Below are 18,003 nucleotides of genomic sequence, written 5' to 3'. Positions count from 1 at the left end.
CAACGCCGCGGGGAGCTCCGGTACGTGCGGGAGGTGCCGGCAACAGGCAGGCGCGCATGGCGGTATGTCCTCACTCAGGGTGTCCGCGCCCTGGTATGACGTCGACCGGCGGTGAGAGTTCCTGGCTCACGGGGATCATTCCCCGATGACAGTGGCGGGACCGCGCCGGATTCGCACCGGCTTCCTCTTCTGCCGCCGTAAATGGCTCGGGCAGTCCACCATGCCCGGGAACGCCCGTCAACTCGCTGCTGACCTGCGACGGGAGAGTGTGCGCAGGCACACAGGAAACCGCCCCCCGGCAGGGCCGGAGGGCGGTCGTTGAGGGTGCGGCGCTGCTCGCCGGCCTACTTGGCGACGATCAGGTTGATGCCGTACGCGACGGCCGCCGCGCAGAGCGCGAAGCAGAGGTAGGCGGTGGTGCGGGCCACGGTGACGGTGCCCTTGCCGGTCGCGGCCGACTGCTGCTTGCTGAGGCCGACGATCCCGACGGTGAACAGGCCCACCAGGCCGACGGTGACGATGAGGCTGACACCGAAGACGGTGCCGAGAGCTGCCCAGTCGATGTGCATGACGATTCCTTCGGGGAGCGCTGCCGGGTCAGACGACGGCCGGGCGGGCCGGGTCGGCGGGGGCGGGCGCCGGGATGGTGGCCGTCAGGTCGACGGCCACGGCGGCGGCGGTGGGCGGCGGGGTGACCGCGGCCATCGCGGTCGTGACGACACCGGCGGGCTCGGCCGGGGTGGCGGCCGGGACGTTGGTGACGTCGTTGTGGTCGACCGGCCGGCGGCGCGACAGCTTCCAGATGAAGCCGGAGCCCGCGAGCAGCAGGACCGCCACGAGGACGATGCCCCAGGTGCCCTGGCCGGTGAGGAACTCGGCGCCGGCGCCGACCAGGCCCGCGGCGGGCAGGGTCAGGCCCCAGGCGATGAACATCCGGGTCGCGGTGGACCAGCGGACCACTCCGCCCTTGCGGCCGAGACCGGCGCCCATGACGGAGCCGGAGCAGACCTGGGTGGTGGAGAGCGAGAAGCCGAGGTGCGAGGAGGCCAGGATGACGGTCGCGGCACCGGACTGGGCGGCGAAGCCCTGCGGCGGCGCCAGCTCGGTCAGCCCCTTGCCCATGGTGCGGATGATGCGCCAGCCGCCGAGGTAGGTACCCATGGCGATGGCCATGCCGGCCGAGACGATGACCCACAGCGGGGGGTTGGCGCCCGGGTGCAGCACGCCGCCGGTGACCAGGGCGAGGGTGATGATGCCCATGGTCTTCTGCGCGTCGTTGGTGCCGTGGGCGAGCGAGACGAGACCGGCGGAGGCGATCTGTCCGGCCCGGTAGCCCTTGGCGGTGGCCTTCTCGGCCGCCGGGTCGGCGTGCCGGTTGATCCGGTACGTCAGCCGGGTGGCGAGCGTCGCGGCGACGCCCGCGACGATCGGGGCGGCGACGGCGGGGAGCAGCACCTTGGTGACGATGGTGGAGCCGTTCACCGAGGACCAGCCGGCCGACATCACGGCCGCGCCGATCAGACCGCCGAACAGGGCGTGGGAGGAGCTGGACGGCAGACCGAGCAGCCAGGTCACCAGATTCCACAGGATGGCGCCGACGAGCGCCGCGAAGATGACCTCTGTTCTGAGGCCCTTCTCGTTGATGATCCCGCCGGAGATCGTCTTGGCGACCTCCACCGACAGGAACGCGCCGACCAGGTTGAGCGCGGCCGACATGGCGACCGCCGCTTTGGGCTTCAGGGCGCCGGTCGAGATGGTCGTGGCCATCGCGTTGGCGGTGTCGTGGAAACCGTTCGTGAAATCGAACACTAGAGCTGTCACGACCACAATGGCGAGCAGCAGCGTGATGTGTTCCATTTACCCAGGCAATCGTTCGACGTCAGTGGCTGGACGAACGTAAGCAACCTGAATGAACGGAAGGTGAACTGAGCCGGACCACACGGTGTATCCCGGCGCTTCTTGGCCGGGTTTTGGGGCGACCAGGGCCGGACAGACCGCGCATATCCGTCATAGAACCCATTGAAGAGATTCCGCTCACCTCTCCGCTCACCCCTCCGCCCCCGGCGCGGAGCCTGCGAGGATCACTCCCATGGGAGAGCCGAACGACAGCGCGGCGACCGCCCCGGCCTGGGCCGAGCTGATCGCTACCGCGCGCCGCACCGCCGACGAGGGACTGGTCGTGGGGACCTCGGGCAACGTCTCCGTACGCGTCGGGGACCTGGTGCTCGTCACCCCCAGCGGAGTGCCGTACGAACGCCTCGGCCCCGATGACACCGTCACCGTCGACCTCACCGGGCGCCAGCTCACCGGCACCCTGCGGCCCACCAGCGAACTCCCCATGCACCTGGCGGTCTACCGGCACACCGACGCCCGGGCGGTCGTCCACACCCACGCCGTCCACGCCACGGCCGTCTCCACCCTGGTCACCGAGCTCCCGCCGGTCCACTACATGACCGCCGCGCTCGGCGGCCCGGTCCGGGTCGCGCCCTACGCGCTGTACGGGACCGAGGAGCTGGCCGCGAACATGCTCCGCGCCCTCGACGGCCGCACCGGCTGCCTCCTCCAGAACCACGGAACGGTCACCTACGGAGCCACCCTCTCCCAGGCGTACGACCGCACCGCCCAGCTGGAATGGATGTGCCGGCTCTGGCTCGCCGCCTCCTCGGTGCCCGGCCGCACCCCCTCCCTGCTCTCCGCCGCCGACCTCGGCCGGGCCGCCGAGCAGTTCCGGGGATACGGGCAGCACTGAAGCCCCGTACGCCACACGTGTCCCGGTGGGCCCCGTCCACTGGCCGTGAGGCCGCATACTGCCGACACTGGAACGGTGCGCCCGGCTACAGCGACGGCAGCGGCCGTCACCACACTCATCGGCGTCGGCGCGGCAGCGGTGGCCGCCGGACGGTACGCGAGCGACGCGGCCCTGAAGGTGCCACCCGGCCGCCCGCTGCCCAGCGACCCCGAGCTCACCGTGCACGCCACGGCGCCCGGACGGATCGCCCTGACCCGCTGCCTGGCCTCGCTGCGGCCCGGCCTGTACGGCATCGAGGGCCCCGGCATCCACGCCGTGGTCGGTGAGGTCGTCGACGTGCCGCACGCCGCGGACACCGTGGTGCGCCGCCTGGAGCGGGTCACCCGGGGCAGCCCGCAGCCCGGGGACCGGGTCCGGCTCACCCCGCAGGTCCACCACGGCACCCCCGCCGAGGCGCTGGGCCTGCCCCACGAGGACGTCGAGATCCCCGCGGAGCTCGGGGCGCTGCCCGCCTGGCTGGTGACGGGCGCCCGCGGCACCTGGGTGATCACCGTGCACGGCCTGGGCACCACCCGCGAGCACCCGCTCAACGTCATGGGGTTCCTGCACCGCCACCGGCTGCCGGTGCTCGACCTCGCCTACCGGGGCGACGCGGGCGCCCCGCGGTCCCCGGACGGCCTCGGCCACCTCGGCGACTCGGAGTGGCGCGACCTCGACGCCGCGATCCGCTACGCCGTGCGCTCCGGCGCCCGCGACGTCATCCTGCACGGCTGGTCCACCGGCGCCACCATGGCACTGCTCGCCGCCGCGAACTCCGGGATGCGCGACCGCGTCCGGGGCGTCGTCCTGGACTCGCCGGTCCTCGACTGGGAGAGCACCGTACGCGCCCTCGCCGTCGCCCACGGCGCCCCGAGCGCGCTGCTGCCGCTCGCCGTCCGGGCCGCGCAGGGCCGCACCGGCCCGCACGGCCGCCATCTGCGCGAGGCGGCCGACCCGGCCGCCCTGTCCGTGCCGACCCTGGTCTTCCACGGCCCCGGCGACACCCTGGCCTCCTGGCCCCTCACCCGTGAACTCGCCGCCCGCCGACCCGATCTGGTCACCCTTCACACGGTGACCGACGCCCCGCACGCCTCGATGTGGAACGCCGACCCCGACCGCTACGAGGAGGCCCTGCGGCGGTTCCTGACCCCGCTCATGTGACACGCGGTACCGGCGCGCGCCGCCGACAGGGGCCGCTGACGCCCGCTGACAGGCGCCGCCGGAGTGCCCCAGGGGCGCACGAGGCCCGCGGCGCGCCCCGGGGCGGCTGTTCCGCTTCGGCTTTCGGCCCGTCACCCGCGGTGCCCCCCTCCCCGGTGCCGGGCCCCGCGTGCCCCCGTCCCCGGCCCGTGCGGAAGACAGGCACCGGCCATTCCGTTTGGGCTTTCCGCCCGTCAACGGGAAGACTGCATCCGTGACGTCCCGGAAGCCTGAAGAGAAGTTGCCGCGAGACTCCAGACTGCGGCTTGTCCGCGCACCGCACGCGAAGGACGCCCGGCCCCTCGCCAGCGCCCGCCGCGCCGTGAGCGACCGCCGCTCCCGGGCGTCCCGGCCGCCCGAGGGCACCCCGGCCCCCGCCGAACTCGCCCGCCAGGCCAGAGCGGTGCTCGCCGACGCCGTACGCGTCGCCCGCTGGGCCGACGCCGAGCGCGCCCGGGGCAGCGCGCCGCGCCCCGCCCCGACGGGCACCCTCTCCGGCGCCGCCGCCGAACAGGCCGCCGCCACCCTGGGCCTGACCCCTGCCCAGGTGCGGGCCGGCTGGGACCGCGCCCGGCTCGCCGGCCTCGTCGAGCTGCACGGCGGCACCGCCCGCCCCGGCTGGCGGCTGCGCGCCTGGGACCGCGACGACGCGGCGGTGCTGCGCGGCTGGGTCGCCCTCTTCGACGCCTGGTCGATCGTCCACCCCGCCCCGGCCGCCATCGCGCCCGCCGCCGTGGCCGAGGTCGTCGAAGCCGTCCCCCAGGTGCTCTCCCTCCTCCAGCTCTCGGCCGGCCCCGTCCTCGTACCGGCCCTGCTCGACCTGCTCGGCCAGCGCGTCGCCGAACTGCGCGACGAACGCTGCGAAGTGCCCGACGGCACCGGCGCGGACGCCCCCGGCGGGGACCGTCCGGCCTCCCTCGCCTTCCTCTCCCTCCTCCTCGACTGGGTCCTCGCCGGGCTCGCCGCGGTCGGCGCGCTCACCCTCGGCGAGGGCTCGGCCACCCTCACCCCGCTCGGCAACTGGGCGGTGTGGGTCAAGCTGGAGCAGATCTGCGTCGCCGCGCAGAGCCCGGCCGGCAACATCGAGCAGTCCGCCGAGGACATGCTGCGCGGCTGCGCCCGGCTCACCCCCGGCCCGGCCCGCGCCGAGTACCGCGCCTGGCTCGCCGCGCGGCCCGTGGGCAGCGCGGTGACCGAACTGCTCGACGCCGCCCGGGGCGAGGACGCCCTGGTGCGCGGGCTCGCCTTCGAGGCGCTCCGGGTCGTCGGCGCGCCCGCCGAGCCCGAGGTGCGCGCCGCCGCCGACGAGATCTTCCTGCGCCCCTACGCCCTGCTGTGGCTGGCCGAGCACGAGGGGACCGACCCCGAGGACGTCACCGCCGTCCTCACCCGCGAGGAGTCCACCTGGCTGTGGGTCGACACGGCGGCTGCCGTCGCCGACCACGGCGAGGTCGACCTGATGGTGCGCCACCTCGACTCCGCCGTGCAGGGCACCGTGCCCGCCCTGCTCGACGAGGTCAGGGCCGTCGGCCACCCCCGGACCGTCCAGGTCCTGGTCGCCCTGGCAGCCGCCCATCCGGACCCGGCCCTCGCCAAGGCCGTGCGCCGCGCGGCCTTCCAGGTCCACACCGGCGGGGTGTGACCGGGGGCAGACGGGACTCTCGATGCGCGAATACGCCAGTACGCCCTAGCGCGCGAAGGTGTCGCAGCGGGCCGGATCGCCCGTCCCGAACCCGGTGCGGAACCACTGCTGACGCTGCTGGGCCGAGCCGTGCGTCCAGGACTCGGGGGTGACCCGGCCCTGGAACCTCTCCTGGATGCGGTCGTCGCCCACGGCCGCCGCCGCGTCCAGGCCGTCCCTGATGTCCTGGTCGCTCAGCCGGGTCAGCAGGGGCCTGCCGGTCCTCGGGTCCGGTGTGGTCGTCGCGTGGTGCGCCCACACCCCGGCGTAGCAGTCGGCCTGGAGCTCGACCTTCACGGAGCCGCTGTCCGCGCCCTGCCGTCCGTCCTGGGACCGGGCGAGAGTGCCCATCAGGTTCTGGACGTGGTGCCCGTACTCGTGCGCCACCACGTACGCCTGGGCGAACGGACCGCCCGTGGCGCCGAACTTGGTCCGCAGGTCGTCGAAGAAGCCGAGGTCCAGATAGACCTGCCGGTCGCCCGGGCAGTAGAACGGCCCCACCGCCGAGGTCGCCGTCCCGCACGCGGTGGGGACGCGGCCGGTGAAGAAGACGGTCTGCGCGGACGTGTAGCGCCCGCCCCGGCGCGGGAGCTCCCGCGACCAGTAGTCCTGCACGCTGTTGACCACCGCCAGGACGCGGCAGTCCTCCTTGGTGTTGGCGTCGCGTCCCTTGCGGCAGCTCGCCTGCACCTGCCCCTGGGCCGACACCGAGGTCGCCGGGGCGGAGTCGCCGGAGGAGAGCCCCAGCTGGTCCGGCCCGACCCCGAAGAGCAGACCGAGCACGAGCGCGACGATCCCGACGAGGCCGCCGCCGATGGTGGCCCTGCCGCCGGGGACCCGGCTGCCCCGGACGTCCTTGACCTCGGACGTGTCCAGATCGGCGTCGTCGTCGAACTGCACGGTCCACCACCCTCCGTCACGCGGTATCACCCCAGAGTATTGAACAGGTCATGGCGTTGCGCCGGTTTCGCCACGGCGGCCGGTACGCTCGGCGCCTCATGGACCGGAACCGTCTCGCGCTGGCCGCCGTCGCCGCCGTACTGGCCCTTCCCCTCGTCACCGCGGCCCGCCAGGCCCGGCCCGCCCCCTACGGCGACCGTCTCACCGTGCTGCCGGCCGCCGCGCAGGGCCGTCCCGCGGTACGGGTGCGGGGCGCGGCCGTCGAGGCGTACGACCCGAGGAGCGGGGCGCGCAGCTGGACCTACCGCCGCGAGGGACGCCGCCCGCTCGCGGTGCGGGGCGCGCCCGGGCACGCCTTCGCCCTGTGGAGCGACGGCATGGTCACCGACACCGCGCGCGTGCTCTCCGTCGACGCGGTCCGCTGGCACCGGGCCGTCCCCGGTCTCGCCGGCTGGCTCGCCGGGCGCCCGGCGCGGGCCGCGGGCGTCCTCCAGCAGCTCGCCCCGGCCGCCCGGGGCGACGGGATGCTGGCCGTCTTCACCCCCGAGCGCGTCGCCGCGTACCGCACCGCCGACGGGGACCTGCGCTGGACGCTGCCCGCCCGGCCGGGGTGCGCCTTCGACCCGGGCCGCGTCGCGCGCGTGGCGGGCGTGCTGATCGTCGCCCAGCCCTGCGCCGACCGGGACGTGTGGACCCAGGAGCTGGTGGCGGTCGACACCCTCGGGCCCGTCGCGCCCGGCCGCACCCCGCTGGGCAACGAGCTCCCCGCGCGCGTGGGCGCGGCCCGGGGCGTGTGAGGCGGTCCGGGAGGGCGGTCACGGCGCCCCGCGGACGACCTTGCCCAAGGGATCACCGCACGTAAAAGCAGTTGCACACCACCGCTAGAATTGGCTTCATGGCAATTCTCCTTGTGCATTAGACGGCGTCGACGCTCCTCGACCCCCGTCCACCCCGCCGTCCATACCGCCCTGGAGTATTTCCGTGATCACCGCCACCGGCATCGAGCTGCGCGCCGGCGCCCGCATCCTCATCGAGAACGCTTCCTTCCGTGTCGCCAAGGGCGACCGCATCGGCCTCGTCGGCCGCAACGGAGCCGGCAAGACCACCCTCACCAAGTGCCTGGCCGGCGAGGGCATCCCGGCCGGCGGCACCATCACCCGCTCCGGTGAGGTCGGCTATCTGCCGCAGGACCCCCGCACCGGCGACCTCGACGTCCTCGCGCGCGACCGCGTGCTCTCCGCGCGCGGCCTCGACGAGGTGCTGCGCAAGATGCGCGAGAACGAGGAGCGCATGGCGAACGGCAAGGGCGCCACGCGCGAGAAGGCGATGAAGAAGTACGAGCGCCTGGAGACGGAGTTCCTCACCCGGGGCGGGTACGCCGCCGAGGCCGAGGCCGCCACCATCGCCGCCGCGCTCGGCCTGCCCGACCGGGTGCTCGGCCAGCCGCTGCACACCCTCTCCGGCGGTCAGCGCCGCCGCGTCGAGCTCGCCCGCATCCTGTTCTCGGACGCCGACACCCTGCTCCTCGACGAGCCGACCAACCACCTCGACGCCGACTCGATCGTCTGGCTGCGCGACTACCTCAAGTCCTACCGGGGCGGCTTCATCGTGATCTCCCACGATGTGGACCTGGTCGAGACGGTCGTCAACAAGGTGTTCTACCTGGACGCCAACCGCTCCCAGATCGACGTCTACAACATGGGCTGGAAGCTCTACCAGCAGCAGCGCGAGGCCGACGAGAAGCGCCGCAAGCGCGAGCGCCAGAACGCCGAGAAGAAGGCCGCCGCCCTCAACTCGCAGGCCGACAAGATGCGCGCCAAGGCGACCAAGACGGTGGCCGCGCAGAACATGGCCAAGCGCGCCGAGCGGCTGCTCTCGGGCCTGGACGCGGTACGCGTCTCCGACAAGGTCGCCAAGCTGCGCTTCCCCGACCCCGCGCCCTGCGGCAAGACCCCGCTGACCGCCGAGGGGCTGTCCAAGTCGTACGGCTCGCTGGAGATCTTCACCGACGTCGACCTGGCCATCGACAAGGGGTCGAGGGTCGTCATCCTCGGTCTCAACGGCGCCGGCAAGACGACCCTGCTGCGGCTGCTCGCGGGCGCCGAGAAGGCGGACACCGGCCAGGTGACCCCGGGTCACGGCCTCAAGCTCGGCTACTACGCGCAGGAGCACGAGACGCTCGACCCGGACCGCACGGTCCTGGAGAACATGCGTTCCTCCGCCCCCGACCTCGACCTGGTCGAGGTCCGCAAGACGCTGGGCTCGTTCCTGTTCTCCGGCGACGACGTGGACAAGCCCGCGGGCGTGCTCTCCGGCGGCGAGAAGACCCGGCTGGCCCTGGCCACGCTGGTGGTCTCCTCCGCCAACGTCCTGCTGCTCGACGAGCCGACCAACAACCTGGACCCGGCCAGCCGCGAGGAGATCCTCGGCGCGCTGCGTACGTACAAGGGCGCGGTCGTTCTAGTGACGCACGACGAGGGCGCGGTCGAGGCTCTACAGCCCGAGCGCATCATTCTGCTGCCCGACGGCGTCGAGGACCTGTGGGGTCCGGACTACGCGGATCTGGTCGCCCTCGCGTGACGCTGCGCGACTGATCCACTTCATATGGATCATTCGGCCTACGCGTGATCCTCAATCTGAGTGAGGGCGTCTCGTACCCCGGCGTGTCATGCACGGGATCAAGAGCCCGTGGGCACGGGACGCGCCCATTCCGGAGTGTGACCCCGAGCACACCTCTGACCAGCGAGTTCTTCGCTCGCTCGGATCAGAGGTGGTTCCGAGGCCGTGCGGAATTTTTCATTCCGGCCTGACTTCGCTGCGTCCTGCGCCGAAACCCGCGTGCACCGACCTTGCCGAATGGGTGGCCAGGAAGCCCGCGAGGGGTGATCATGAGAAGTCCAGAGCGCACTTCCCATGAGGAGGCACGGGTGGCCGAGACTCTGAAGAAGGGCAGCCGGGTAACCGGCGCCGCGCGCGACAAGCTCGCGGCAGACCTGAAGAAGAAGTACGACTCCGGTGCGAGCATCCGGGCGTTGGCCGAAGAGACCGGCCGCTCCTACGGATTCGTCCACCGGATGCTCAGCGAGTCCGGGGTGGTACTGCGCGGACGCGGCGGAGCGACACGCGGCAAGAAGACCGCCTCGGCCTGACCGGGGCCGGGCGGGTCCGGGGCCGGCCCTTCGGGGCCCGGCTCGGGGCTCGCCGGGTCGGGTTGCCACCCGGTAGGCCACGCGGTCGACCGGGTGGTTACTGTGCAGTCACTTATTTGACTGCACCCGACCCGGAGGCGCTCCATGGCTTCGCCCGACCCCGTACTCGACAAGGACGGCGTCCGGCTCACCGTCGACGACGCTGTCGCCACGGTGACCCTGACCAACCCGGACAAGCGCAACGCCCAGTCTCCCGCTCTGTGGCGGGCGTTGGCGACCGCCGGTCAGGAGCTGCCCGGCACCGTCCGGGTCGTCGTACTGCGGGGAGAGGGCAAGTCCTTCTCCGCCGGGCTCGACCGTCAGGCCTTCACTCCCGAGGGCTTCGACGGCGAACCGTCCTTCCTCGACCTCGCGCGCGGCTCCGACGAGGAGCTGGACGGGGTCATCGCCGAGTACCAGGAGGCGTTCACCTGGTGGCGCCGCAACGACATCGTGTCGATCGCGGCGGTCCAGGGGCATGCGATCGGCGCGGGCTTCCAGCTCGCGCTCGCCTGTGACCTGCGCGTCGTCGCGGACGACGTGCAGTTCGCCATGCGCGAGACCAGCCTCGGCCTGGTGCCGGACCTGACGGGCACCCACCCCCTGGTGAGCCTGGTGGGCTACGCCCGCGCCCTGGAGATCTGCGCGACCGGCCGCTTCGTCGGAGCGGAGGAGTCGGAACGGATCGGGCTGGCGAACCTCGCGGTGCCGGCGGGCGAACTCGACGCGGCGGTAGGGGACCTGACGGCTGCGCTCGTCGCGGCGCCGCGGGACGCGGTGATCGAGACGAAGGCGTTGCTGCGGGGGGTGGCGGGGCGGTCGTACGAGGAGCAGCGGGTGGCTGAGCGGGGGGCTCAGGCGCGGCGTCTGCGGGACCTTGCGGGGCTGTCGGAGTAGCTCATGCTGCCGGGGGCTCCGCCCCCGGGCCCCCGTGACGCGGGGCTCCACCCCCGCGCCCCGGCCCCTGGTGACGTGCGGGCCGGTGGGGGCTGGTCGCGCAGTTCCCCGCGCCCCTGGGTGGGGCCTTCGGCCCCCCACCGGCCCGCGCCCGGGAACGCATCTCACCCCACCCACGTCACCAGCACCCCCACCCCGCCCCCCACCACCTCGCGGACCCCCCGCGCCACGTCCACCGCCCGGTGCCCCGCCGCGACCGCCAGCTCGACCCAGGCCGGATCGTCCCCGGCCCCCAGTGAGCCCGGCAGCTCCGACGTCAGCCCGGCCACCCCGGGGACCGTCCGCAGTGCGGGGTCGGAGGGCGGGTGTACCCCGGGTGGGGGAGTCGGGGGAGCCGGGGTGGCGGGGGTGTCCAGCAGGGCCGTCACCCGGATGTCGACCCGGGACACGCGCAGGCCCAGGCGCACCTGCGACGCCGCAAGGACCGCCTCCCGTACCTCCTCCGTCCGAGGGCGGTCCCCGCCCCACACCGCCACCTCCGCCACCGCCCGCAGCTCCCCGGGCGGCAGCCCGCTCGGCGGCGGCGCGACCACCGGGACACCGGCCGCCGCCGGGTCCGCCAGGGACAGGCGCAGGGACGTCACGGCCACGCCCGGCACCGGCGCGCAGGCCGCCCGCAGCACCGCCCCGGCCGCCCGTTCCGTCACCCACGCGCCGTCCGCCGCGTCCCCGAGCGGCAGCAGCCTGCCCAGGGCGAGTCGGCGGCGTACCTCCGTGCTCCATGCGTCTGGGGTCATTGCTCCACCCTGCCGCATCCCGGGCGCGAGACGGGGCAACCGCGCTTAGTGTGGGCATCTGAGGGGAGGGGGAAAGCCGAAAGGGATGAACGCGATGAGCGACACCATGGGAAGCAGCCGCCCCGAAATGTCCGGCCCGGGTGACCGGGAGTCCGAGGGCGGGATCGGCGGGACGAGAAAGAGTTCCCCCGCCAGGCGTGGCGGAGGCGACCCCGGCACGCGCGGGCGCACCACCATCGCCGACGGCGTGGTGGAGAAGATCGCGGGGCTCGCGGCCCGCGAGGTCGACGGTGTGCACGCGATGGGCAGCGGGCTGTCCCGTACGTTCGGCGCGGTGCGCGACCGGGTGCCGGGCGGCGGCAAGGCCGCGGTGGCGCGCGGGGTGAAGGCCGAGGTCGGAGAGGTCCAGACGGCGCTCGACATCGAGATCGTCGTCGATTACGGCGTGTCGATCTCGGATGTGGCCCGTGCCGTACGGGAGAACGTGATCGCGGCCGTGGAGCGGATGACCGGTCTTGAGGTCGTCGAGGTCAACATCGCGGTGAGTGACGTGAAACTGCCGGACGAGGAAGAGGACGAGCCGGAGCCGCGGCTCCAGTGAGGCCCCGGTGCGGCCCGGCCCCGACGAGGAGCGACTGAGGAGCTCAGAATGAGCATGGCGGTGATCGGACTGGTGGCCGGCATGGCGCTCGGCTTCGCCGGATACTTCGGCGGATTCGGGGCGTTCCTGCTGGTCGCGGCGCTGGGCGCGATCGGGTTCGTGGTGGGCAGGTTCCTGGAGGGCGATCTCGAACCCGGGGACTTCTTCCGTCCCCGGGACCGCGGCGACCGGCTGAGGTGACGCGCTCCGATGACGGTGTCGACGGTGTCGCCGGGGTCCGACGGCTCCGGCGCGCCCGCGCGGGCCACGCCCCCGGCTCGGATCGTGCCCGCCGAGCGCGGGGCGACGCGGATCGCCGACCGGGTGGTCGCGAAGATCGCCGCACAGGCGGCGCGCGAGGCGCTGGGCACGCCCCCTGAAGGCGGCAGCGCGCCCCACGCGGCGGTCACGGTGCACCAGGAGGTGGCCCGGGTCCGGGTCAGCCTGGAGCTCGGCTACCCCTCCGACCTCGGCGCCCAGTGCGGCGCGGTGCGTCGGCAAGTGGCCGATCGGGTAAGGGCGTTGGCGGGCATGGAGGTGCCCGAGGTGGCGGTGCAGATCGAGCGCCTGCACGCGGCGCACACGGGTGACCGGGGGAGGATCGCATGAGCGAGACCGGCGGGCCGGGACGGGACGACGCGTACGGCGGTGACGACGGCGCCACCCGGCCGCTGCCCGTCGTCATGGAGAAGACCCCGGGGACGGGCGACGGCGGCCTCGACCAGTCGCGGTCGTCCGCCGCCTACGACCCCGTACCGGTCCTCGCCGAGGGCGAGGGCAGCCGGGCCGGGCGCTTCTGGTCCGCGCGGCGGATCCCCGCCACGCTGGTGGCCCTGGTCGTCCTGGCCGCGTCCGGGCTCCTGCTGTACGACATCGCGGCGGTCCGCGCGGACCGCCCCGCGATGCGCTGGCGCCGCGAGCTCGCGCACTGGCTGGCCCGGCACACCGTGGACGACGTGGTGGTGCTCATCGGCGCCGGGGTCGCGGTGGCCCTCGGGCTCTGGCTGGTCGTGCTGGCGCTGACACCCGGGCTGCGGGACGTACTGCCGATGCGGCGCACCTCGTCCGGCGTGCGCGCCGGGCTCGACCGCTCCGCCGCCGCGCTGGTGCTGCGGGACCGGGCGATGGAGGTCCCGGGTGTGCAGTCGGTGCGGGTCAGGACGGGCCGCGCCAAGGTCGCCGTACGGGCCGTCTCGCACTTCCGCGAACTCGACGACGTACGGGCCGACCTGGACGCCGCGCTCGGCGCGGGCATCAAGGAGCTCGGGCTCGCCGGACAGCCCGGGCTCTCCGTACATGTGGGCCGTGCCGCCAGGAAGAGGTGACCCATGCTCAGGACGGTGAACCGGGTGCTGATCGGCCTCGCCGGGCTGGCCCTGACGGCGGTGGGCGGCGCGGTCCTCGCGGCCGGGGCCGGTCTGCCGGTCCCGTCGTGGTGGCCGTGGACGGACACCCACGACGTCCTGCTCGACCGGGCCCGCCGGGAGCGCTGGCACGACCACGGCTGGTGGTGGCCGACGGTGATCGCGGCGCTGGCCGTCCTGCTCCTGCTCACCCTGTGGTGGCTGCTCGCCCAGATGCGCCGGGCCCGGCTGGCCGAGGTCCTGGTGGACTCGGGCGACGGCGAGGGCGCGCTGCTGCGGGGCCGCGCGCTGGAGACGGTGCTGGCGGGCGAGGCGGAGGCGCTGCCGGGCGTGGCCCGCGCCCAGGCGACCCTGCACGGCCGCCGCACCACCCCCGCGGCCCGCGTGGCGCTGCTCCTGGAGCCCCACGCGGCCCCCGCCGAAGCCCTCTCCCGCCTCACCGCGGAGTCCCTGGCCCACGCCCGCGACTCGGCGGGCCTCGCGGCCCTTCCGGCCGAGGTCCGGATGCGCGCGGTCAAGCACCGGGCCCACCGGGTGACCTGACCCCGGAACACAGCGGACCGCCCCGGTCCCGCTCCAGCCTTCGCCGGACCCGCGCCGCCCGTCTCGACACCCGGCGAGCCGTAGGTGCCGGGCCGGGCGGTGGCCAGCCCCTCGGCCAGGGCCAGGACGTCGGCCGAGGCGGCCAGCACCTCGTCGTACCGGGTGGTGAACTCCGGCTCCGCCATGAGGTGTTCCTACCGCCTCGCGGAGCCGGGCGCCAGAAGCCGGCCGGTCTCAGAACCCGTGCCGGGCCCCGCCGTCCACCGGCAGCATCACTCCCGTCAGATACGAAGCGGCGGGCGAGAGCAGGAACGCGGCCGTGCGGCCGAACTCCTCGGGCGTGCCGTAGCGGCGCAGCGGGATCCGGGACTCGTTGGCCGTGCGGGCCGCCTCCGCGTCGCCGGAGAGGGCGTCCAGCTCGCGCACCCGGTCGGTGTCGATGCGGGACGGGAGCAGCCCGACCACGCGGATGCCGCGCGGGCCCAGTTCGTCCGCGAGGGACTTGGCGAAGCCCGCCAGGCCCGGGCGCAGGCCGTTGGAGACGGTCAGGCCGGGGATGGGTTCGTGGACCGAGCCCGACAGGACGAAGCCGATCACCCCGCCCTCGTCCAGCTCCTCCGCCGCCGTGCGCGCCATCCGCACCGCGCCCAGGAACACCGACTCGAAGGCCGTGCGCCACTGCTCGTCGGTGTTGTCGGCGACGAAGCCCGGCGGCGGGCCGCCCACGCTGATCAGCACGCCGTCGAAACGGCCGAACCGCTCGCGGGCGGTGGCGATCAGCCGGGAGGCGGCGGCGGGGTCGGCGTTGTCGACGGCCGCGCCCAGCGCGTTCGGGCCCAGCTCCCCGGCCGCCGCGGTCACCGCCTTCTCGTCGCGTCCGCTGACCACCGTCTTCGCGCCGTCGGCCGTGAGCGCCCGCGCGGCGGCGAGGCCGAGGCCCCGGGAGGCGCCGGTGACGACGTAGACGCGGTCCTTCAGTCCAAGATCCATGCGCCTATCCTGCCTCCAGCCCCATCGCGGTCGCCACCAGTCCGATGTGGCTGAAGGCCTGCGGGAAGTTGCCCAGCTGCCGGCCGGCCGCCGGGTCGTACTCCTCGGCGAGGAGCCCCACGTCGTTGCGGAGCCCGAGGAGCCGGTCGAACAGCTCCCGCGCCTCCTTCTCGCGGCCGGTCAGCCGCAGCGCGTCGGCCAGCCAGAACGAGCAGACCAGGAAGGTGCCCTCGTCGCCGGGCAGCCCGTCGACCGTGGCGCCCTCGGTGGTGTAGCGGCGTACGAAGCCGTCGTGGCCCAGCTCGGCGCGGACCGCGTCGACCGTGCCGATCACCCGCGGGTCGTCGCCCGGCAGGAAGCCGACCCGGGGGATGAGCAGGGTCGCCGCGTCCAGCTCCACGGACCCGTACGACTGGGTGAAGGTGTTCCGCTCGGCGTCGAACCCCTTCTCGCACACCTCCCGGTGCACCTCGTCCCGCATCCGCCGCCAGCGCTCCGCGTCCCCGCGCCGGGACGGGTCCGACTCCAGGGCCTTGACCGCGCGGTCCGCGGCCACCCACGCCATCACCTTGGAGTGCACGAAGTGGCGGCGCTCCCCGCGCACCTCCCACAGCCCCTCGTCCGGCTCGCGCCAGCGCGCCTCCAGGAAGCCGAGCAGGCTGAGTTCGACGTTCCAGGTGTGCCGTTTGGCGGCCATACCGGAGGTGCGGGCCAGATGGAGGGAGTCGATGACCTCCCCGTACACGTCGAGCTGGAGCTGTTTGACGGCGGCGTTGCCGATCCGGACCGGCGCGGAGTCCAGGTGGCCCTTGAGCCAGGGCAGCTCGATCTCCGGCAGCCGCCGCTCACCGCCGAGGCCGTACATGATCTGGAGGTCGGCCGGGTCGCCCGCGACCGCGCGCAGCAGCCAGTCGCGCCAGGCCGCCGCCTCTTCGAGGTAGCCGGCCGAGACCAGCGCGTCCAGCGTCAGCGTCGAGTCGCGCAGCCAGCAGTAGCGGTAGTCCCAGTTGCGCACGCCCCCGATCTCCTCGGGGAGCGAGGTGGTGGGGGCGGCGACGATGCCACCGGTCGGCGCGTAGGTGAGGGCCTTGAGGGTGATCAGGGAGCGGACGACGGCGTCCCGGTAGGGACCGCAGTCGCGGCACTTGCCGGCCCATTCGCGCCAGTCCTCAAGGCTCTGCTCCAGCGCCTCGTACGGATCGACTATCGACGGACGGGGCTCGTGCGAGGGGTGCCAGGTCAGCACCATCGCGACCTTCTCGCCGGCGCCGACGGTGAACGAGGAGCGGGTGCTGAGCTGCTGTCCCCAGGTCTTGACCTCGGGTTCGGTGCGCAGCCAGACCGAGTCGGGCCCGGCGACCGCGACCCGGTGGCCGTCGGCGCGGCGCACCCAGGGCACCACCCGGCCGTAGTCGAAGCGCAGCCGCAGCACGGAGCTCATCTCCACGCTGCCGCTGATCCCCTCGACGATCCGTACGACATCGGGCGCGGTGTGGCGCTGGGGCATGAAGTCGAGGACGCGTACCGTCCCGCCGCGGGTCTCCCAGACGGACTCCAGTACGAGCGAGTCGTCGAGGTAGGCGCGGCGCGTGCAGTCCCCGGCACCCGCCGGGGCGATCCGCCAGTGGCCGTTGTCGTCGTCGCCGAGCAGCGCCGCGAAACAGGCCGCGGAGTCGAAGCGCGGCAGGCACAGCCAGTCGATGGAGCCGTCCCGGCCGACGAGGGCGGCGGTCTGGAGGTCGCCGATGAGGGCGTAGTCCTCGATGCGTTGGATGCGTCGCGTCACGCTCTGGCGTGTTCCCGCCCGGTGGAATTGTCAATCAGACAGGTACGTCACTCCGTACGGCCGGACGCTTCCGACAGGCGCGGGCGGGGGCGCGGCGGCGCGCGTGTCAGACCGCCGCGGGCGCGGGCGCGGCCGTCCCGTCCTTCGCCGCGGCCTCGGCCCGGTCGCGCTTCTCGCGGCGGACCAGGATCACCCAGCCGACCGGGACCCCGGCGGTGAACAGCCACCACTGGACGGCGTACGCCATGTGCGGCCCGATGGAGGAGTGGTCCGGGGCCGGGATCAGCTCGGGGGAGTTGCCGGGGGGCTCGGGCGCGGTCTGCTCGATGTAGCCGCCCAGGACCGGGCGGCCGAGCGCCTTCTGCTGCTGGGCGCTGCTGATCAGCATCACCTGGCGGGGCGGCAGGCCCTTGACGTCCTTGATGCCGCTGGCCGCGGTCGTCTGGTCGGCCATCAGCCGTCCGGTGACCGTGACCTCGCCCCTGGGCGGGGCCGGGATGCGCGGGAACTCCGTCTGGCTGCCGTTGTCCGCCACCCAGCCGCGGTTGATCAGCACGGTGGGCCCGCCGTCGAGGACGAACGGGGTGAGGACGTGGTAGCCGACCCGGCCGTCGGCGGCGGTGCGGCGGCGCACCACGACCTCGTGGGCGGCGTCGTAGGTGCCGGTGGCGGTGACCCGGCGCCAGTACTGGGCGTGCGGAACGGTGTGGCCCGGGGAGGTGAGTTCGGTCACCGGGACCGGCTTCGCCTTCAGGTTGTCCGCGATGACGGTGTTCTGGGCCACGCGGTGCTGGTGGCGGTGCAGCTGCCAGAAGCCCAGCTCGATCATCGTGGGGATGAGGACGAGGGCGAGGAGGGTGACGAGCACCCACTGCCGGGACAACAGGAAGCGGTACACCCCACGACGGTACAACTCCGGCGCGGGGTGTTCTCACGGGGGTCGGGGTACGCGGGTCAGACCTTGTCGACGATGCCCACCTGGCCCTCCGCTCGGGCGCAGTGCCCGCCGCAGTACCAGTGCCCCTCGACCTCGACGCCCTGGCCGATGATCTGGACCCGGCAGTGTTCGCAGATGGGCGCCATGCGGTGGATGGCGCACGAGAAGCAGTCGAAGACGTGCACCGCGCCCTGCGCGTGCACCTCGAAGGACATCCCGTAGTCGTTCCCGCAGACTTCGCAACGTGCCATGCGCCACAGGGTGGAGCGCGCCGCGCCGTAACGCCGGGCGG

At 73.8% G+C, this 18,003-nt stretch carries 20 protein-coding genes and 1 riboswitch; of the genes, 12 read left to right on the top strand and 8 right to left on the bottom strand.

The features are described 5' to 3' along the window. Positions 1 to 41: 41 nt before the first annotated feature. Positions 42 to 238: riboswitch (cobalamin riboswitch) on the bottom strand. 106 nt (positions 239 to 344) lie between these two features. Beyond that, on the bottom strand, positions 345 to 569 hold the full coding sequence (locus tag ACZ5ID_RS13535) for a hypothetical protein (protein ID WP_468897014.1): 225 nt from the start codon (positions 567 to 569) through the stop codon (positions 345 to 347). Between the two features lie 28 nt (positions 570 to 597). Next, positions 598 to 1,857, bottom strand: coding sequence for an inorganic phosphate transporter (locus ACZ5ID_RS13530; RefSeq protein ID WP_468897012.1), 1,260 nt, complete (start codon positions 1,855 to 1,857; stop codon positions 598 to 600). Between the two features lie 232 nt (positions 1,858 to 2,089). On the opposite strand from ACZ5ID_RS13530, the gene ACZ5ID_RS13525 reads away from it, so the two are divergent. The 3 genes from ACZ5ID_RS13525 (at position 2,090) to ACZ5ID_RS13515 (ending at position 5,630) form a co-directional block, all read left to right on the top strand. After that, complete coding sequence (locus ACZ5ID_RS13525; RefSeq protein ID WP_468897010.1) at positions 2,090 to 2,749, top strand: class II aldolase/adducin family protein; 660 nt, start codon at positions 2,090 to 2,092, stop codon at positions 2,747 to 2,749. 75 nt (positions 2,750 to 2,824) lie between these two features. Next, positions 2,825 to 3,949, top strand: a complete 1,125-nt coding sequence (locus ACZ5ID_RS13520; protein ID WP_468897008.1) for an alpha/beta hydrolase — start codon at positions 2,825 to 2,827, stop codon at positions 3,947 to 3,949. 361 nt (positions 3,950 to 4,310) lie between these two features. Beyond that, on the top strand, positions 4,311 to 5,630 hold the full coding sequence (locus ACZ5ID_RS13515; protein WP_468897486.1) for a hypothetical protein: 1,320 nt from the start codon (positions 4,311 to 4,313) through the stop codon (positions 5,628 to 5,630). A gap of 45 nt (positions 5,631 to 5,675) precedes the next feature. Here ACZ5ID_RS13515 and ypfJ read toward each other — a convergent pair whose 3' ends face one another. Beyond that, positions 5,676 to 6,569, bottom strand: coding sequence for a KPN_02809 family neutral zinc metallopeptidase (ypfJ, locus tag ACZ5ID_RS13510; protein WP_468897006.1), 894 nt, complete (start codon positions 6,567 to 6,569; stop codon positions 5,676 to 5,678). Positions 6,570 to 6,667: 98 nt separating this feature from the next. Between ypfJ and ACZ5ID_RS13505 the strand changes: the two genes are divergently transcribed. From ACZ5ID_RS13505 to ACZ5ID_RS13490, 4 genes are all read left to right on the top strand, one after another. Next, positions 6,668 to 7,366: an outer membrane protein assembly factor BamB family protein gene (locus tag ACZ5ID_RS13505; protein WP_468897004.1), complete on the top strand. Its 699-nt coding sequence runs from the start codon at positions 6,668 to 6,670 to the stop codon at positions 7,364 to 7,366. A 184-nt stretch (positions 7,367 to 7,550) separates the two neighbouring features. Beyond that, positions 7,551 to 9,149 carry an ABC-F family ATP-binding cassette domain-containing protein gene (locus ACZ5ID_RS13500; protein ID WP_406555730.1) on the top strand — a complete coding sequence of 533 codons (1,599 nt, stop codon included), beginning with the start codon at positions 7,551 to 7,553 and terminating at the stop codon, positions 9,147 to 9,149. Between the two features lie 347 nt (positions 9,150 to 9,496). Beyond that, entirely contained in the window at positions 9,497 to 9,718 is a 222-nt protein-coding gene (locus tag ACZ5ID_RS13495) for a helix-turn-helix domain-containing protein (RefSeq protein WP_067157635.1), read from the top strand. 144 nt (positions 9,719 to 9,862) lie between these two features. Then, complete coding sequence (locus tag ACZ5ID_RS13490; RefSeq protein ID WP_468897002.1) at positions 9,863 to 10,654, top strand: enoyl-CoA hydratase/isomerase family protein; 792 nt, start codon at positions 9,863 to 9,865, stop codon at positions 10,652 to 10,654. Between the two features lie 164 nt (positions 10,655 to 10,818). On the opposite strand, the gene ACZ5ID_RS13485 is transcribed toward ACZ5ID_RS13490, so the two are convergent. Continuing rightward, positions 10,819 to 11,451 carry a nucleopolyhedrovirus P10 family protein gene (locus ACZ5ID_RS13485; protein ID WP_468897000.1) on the bottom strand — a complete coding sequence of 211 codons (633 nt, stop codon included), beginning with the start codon at positions 11,449 to 11,451 and terminating at the stop codon, positions 10,819 to 10,821. Positions 11,452 to 11,545: 94 nt separating this feature from the next. Here ACZ5ID_RS13485 and ACZ5ID_RS13480 point away from each other — a divergent pair, with 94 nt between their 5' ends. The 5 genes from ACZ5ID_RS13480 to amaP are packed head-to-tail and all read left to right on the top strand — an operon-like array spanning position 11,546 to position 13,998. Then, positions 11,546 to 12,052 (top strand): Asp23/Gls24 family envelope stress response protein, encoded by a 507-nt coding sequence (locus ACZ5ID_RS13480; protein ID WP_468896998.1) that lies wholly within the window; start codon positions 11,546 to 11,548, stop codon positions 12,050 to 12,052. A 48-nt stretch (positions 12,053 to 12,100) separates the two neighbouring features. After that, complete coding sequence (locus tag ACZ5ID_RS13475; RefSeq protein WP_358831983.1) at positions 12,101 to 12,292, top strand: hypothetical protein; 192 nt, start codon at positions 12,101 to 12,103, stop codon at positions 12,290 to 12,292. Between the two features lie 9 nt (positions 12,293 to 12,301). Continuing rightward, a complete protein-coding gene (locus ACZ5ID_RS13470; RefSeq protein WP_468896995.1) occupies positions 12,302 to 12,700 on the top strand; it encodes an Asp23/Gls24 family envelope stress response protein in 399 nt (132 codons plus the stop codon). Next, positions 12,697 to 13,416 carry a DUF6286 domain-containing protein gene (locus tag ACZ5ID_RS13465; protein WP_468896993.1) on the top strand — a complete coding sequence of 240 codons (720 nt, stop codon included), beginning with the start codon at positions 12,697 to 12,699 and terminating at the stop codon, positions 13,414 to 13,416. The genes ACZ5ID_RS13470 and ACZ5ID_RS13465 overlap by 4 nt, the downstream gene beginning before the upstream one ends. 3 nt (positions 13,417 to 13,419) lie before the next feature. After that, the gene (gene amaP, locus ACZ5ID_RS13460) at positions 13,420 to 13,998 is read left to right on the top strand and encodes an alkaline shock response membrane anchor protein AmaP (RefSeq protein ID WP_468896991.1); all 579 of its coding nucleotides are present in this window, start codon (positions 13,420 to 13,422) and stop codon (positions 13,996 to 13,998) included. A gap of 234 nt (positions 13,999 to 14,232) precedes the next feature. Here amaP and ACZ5ID_RS13455 read toward each other — a convergent pair whose 3' ends face one another. The 4 genes from ACZ5ID_RS13455 to ACZ5ID_RS13440 form a co-directional block, all read right to left on the bottom strand. Beyond that, on the bottom strand, positions 14,233 to 14,988 hold the full coding sequence (locus tag ACZ5ID_RS13455; protein ID WP_468896989.1) for an SDR family oxidoreductase: 756 nt from the start codon (positions 14,986 to 14,988) through the stop codon (positions 14,233 to 14,235). Between the two features lie 4 nt (positions 14,989 to 14,992). Continuing rightward, a complete protein-coding gene (locus ACZ5ID_RS13450; protein WP_468896987.1) occupies positions 14,993 to 16,774 on the bottom strand; it encodes a glycoside hydrolase family 15 protein in 1,782 nt (593 codons plus the stop codon). A 106-nt stretch (positions 16,775 to 16,880) separates the two neighbouring features. Continuing rightward, positions 16,881 to 17,672, bottom strand: a complete 792-nt coding sequence (locus ACZ5ID_RS13445; protein ID WP_468896985.1) for an SURF1 family cytochrome oxidase biogenesis protein — start codon at positions 17,670 to 17,672, stop codon at positions 16,881 to 16,883. A 56-nt stretch (positions 17,673 to 17,728) separates the two neighbouring features. Then, positions 17,729 to 17,962 carry a hypothetical protein gene (locus ACZ5ID_RS13440; protein WP_266991763.1) on the bottom strand — a complete coding sequence of 78 codons (234 nt, stop codon included), beginning with the start codon at positions 17,960 to 17,962 and terminating at the stop codon, positions 17,729 to 17,731. Positions 17,963 to 18,003 lie beyond the last annotated feature (41 nt).

The sequence above is a fragment of the Streptomyces sp. NPDC031670 genome (genome assembly GCF_055580545.1).
The sequence above is the reverse complement of the archived record's forward strand: the minus strand, read 5'-3'. Positions and strand labels throughout refer to the sequence as shown.

Excerpts from the sequence above, each read along its gene's own strand:
- ACZ5ID_RS13485 (WP_468897000.1), bottom strand. The coding sequence starts at position 11,451 with ATGACCCCAGACGCATGGAGCACGGAGGTACGCCGCCGACTCGCCCTG.
- ACZ5ID_RS13440 (WP_266991763.1), bottom strand. The coding sequence starts at position 17,962 with ATGGCACGTTGCGAAGTCTGCGGGAACGACTACGGGATGTCCTTCGAG.
- ACZ5ID_RS13530 (WP_468897012.1), bottom strand. The coding sequence starts at position 1,857 with ATGGAACACATCACGCTGCTGCTCGCCATTGTGGTCGTGACAGCTCTA.
- ACZ5ID_RS13490 (WP_468897002.1), top strand. The coding sequence starts at position 9,863 with ATGGCTTCGCCCGACCCCGTACTCGACAAGGACGGCGTCCGGCTCACC.
- ACZ5ID_RS13465 (WP_468896993.1), top strand. The coding sequence starts at position 12,697 with ATGAGCGAGACCGGCGGGCCGGGACGGGACGACGCGTACGGCGGTGAC.
- ACZ5ID_RS13470 (WP_468896995.1), top strand. The coding sequence starts at position 12,302 with ATGACGGTGTCGACGGTGTCGCCGGGGTCCGACGGCTCCGGCGCGCCC.
- ACZ5ID_RS13535 (WP_468897014.1), bottom strand. The coding sequence starts at position 569 with ATGCACATCGACTGGGCAGCTCTCGGCACCGTCTTCGGTGTCAGCCTC.
- ACZ5ID_RS13475 (WP_358831983.1), top strand. The coding sequence starts at position 12,101 with ATGAGCATGGCGGTGATCGGACTGGTGGCCGGCATGGCGCTCGGCTTC.
- amaP (WP_468896991.1), top strand. The coding sequence starts at position 13,420 with ATGCTCAGGACGGTGAACCGGGTGCTGATCGGCCTCGCCGGGCTGGCC.
- ACZ5ID_RS13525 (WP_468897010.1), top strand. The coding sequence starts at position 2,090 with ATGGGAGAGCCGAACGACAGCGCGGCGACCGCCCCGGCCTGGGCCGAG.
- ACZ5ID_RS13505 (WP_468897004.1), top strand. The coding sequence starts at position 6,668 with ATGGACCGGAACCGTCTCGCGCTGGCCGCCGTCGCCGCCGTACTGGCC.
- ACZ5ID_RS13480 (WP_468896998.1), top strand. The coding sequence starts at position 11,546 with ATGAGCGACACCATGGGAAGCAGCCGCCCCGAAATGTCCGGCCCGGGT.
- ACZ5ID_RS13455 (WP_468896989.1), bottom strand. The coding sequence starts at position 14,988 with ATGGATCTTGGACTGAAGGACCGCGTCTACGTCGTCACCGGCGCCTCC.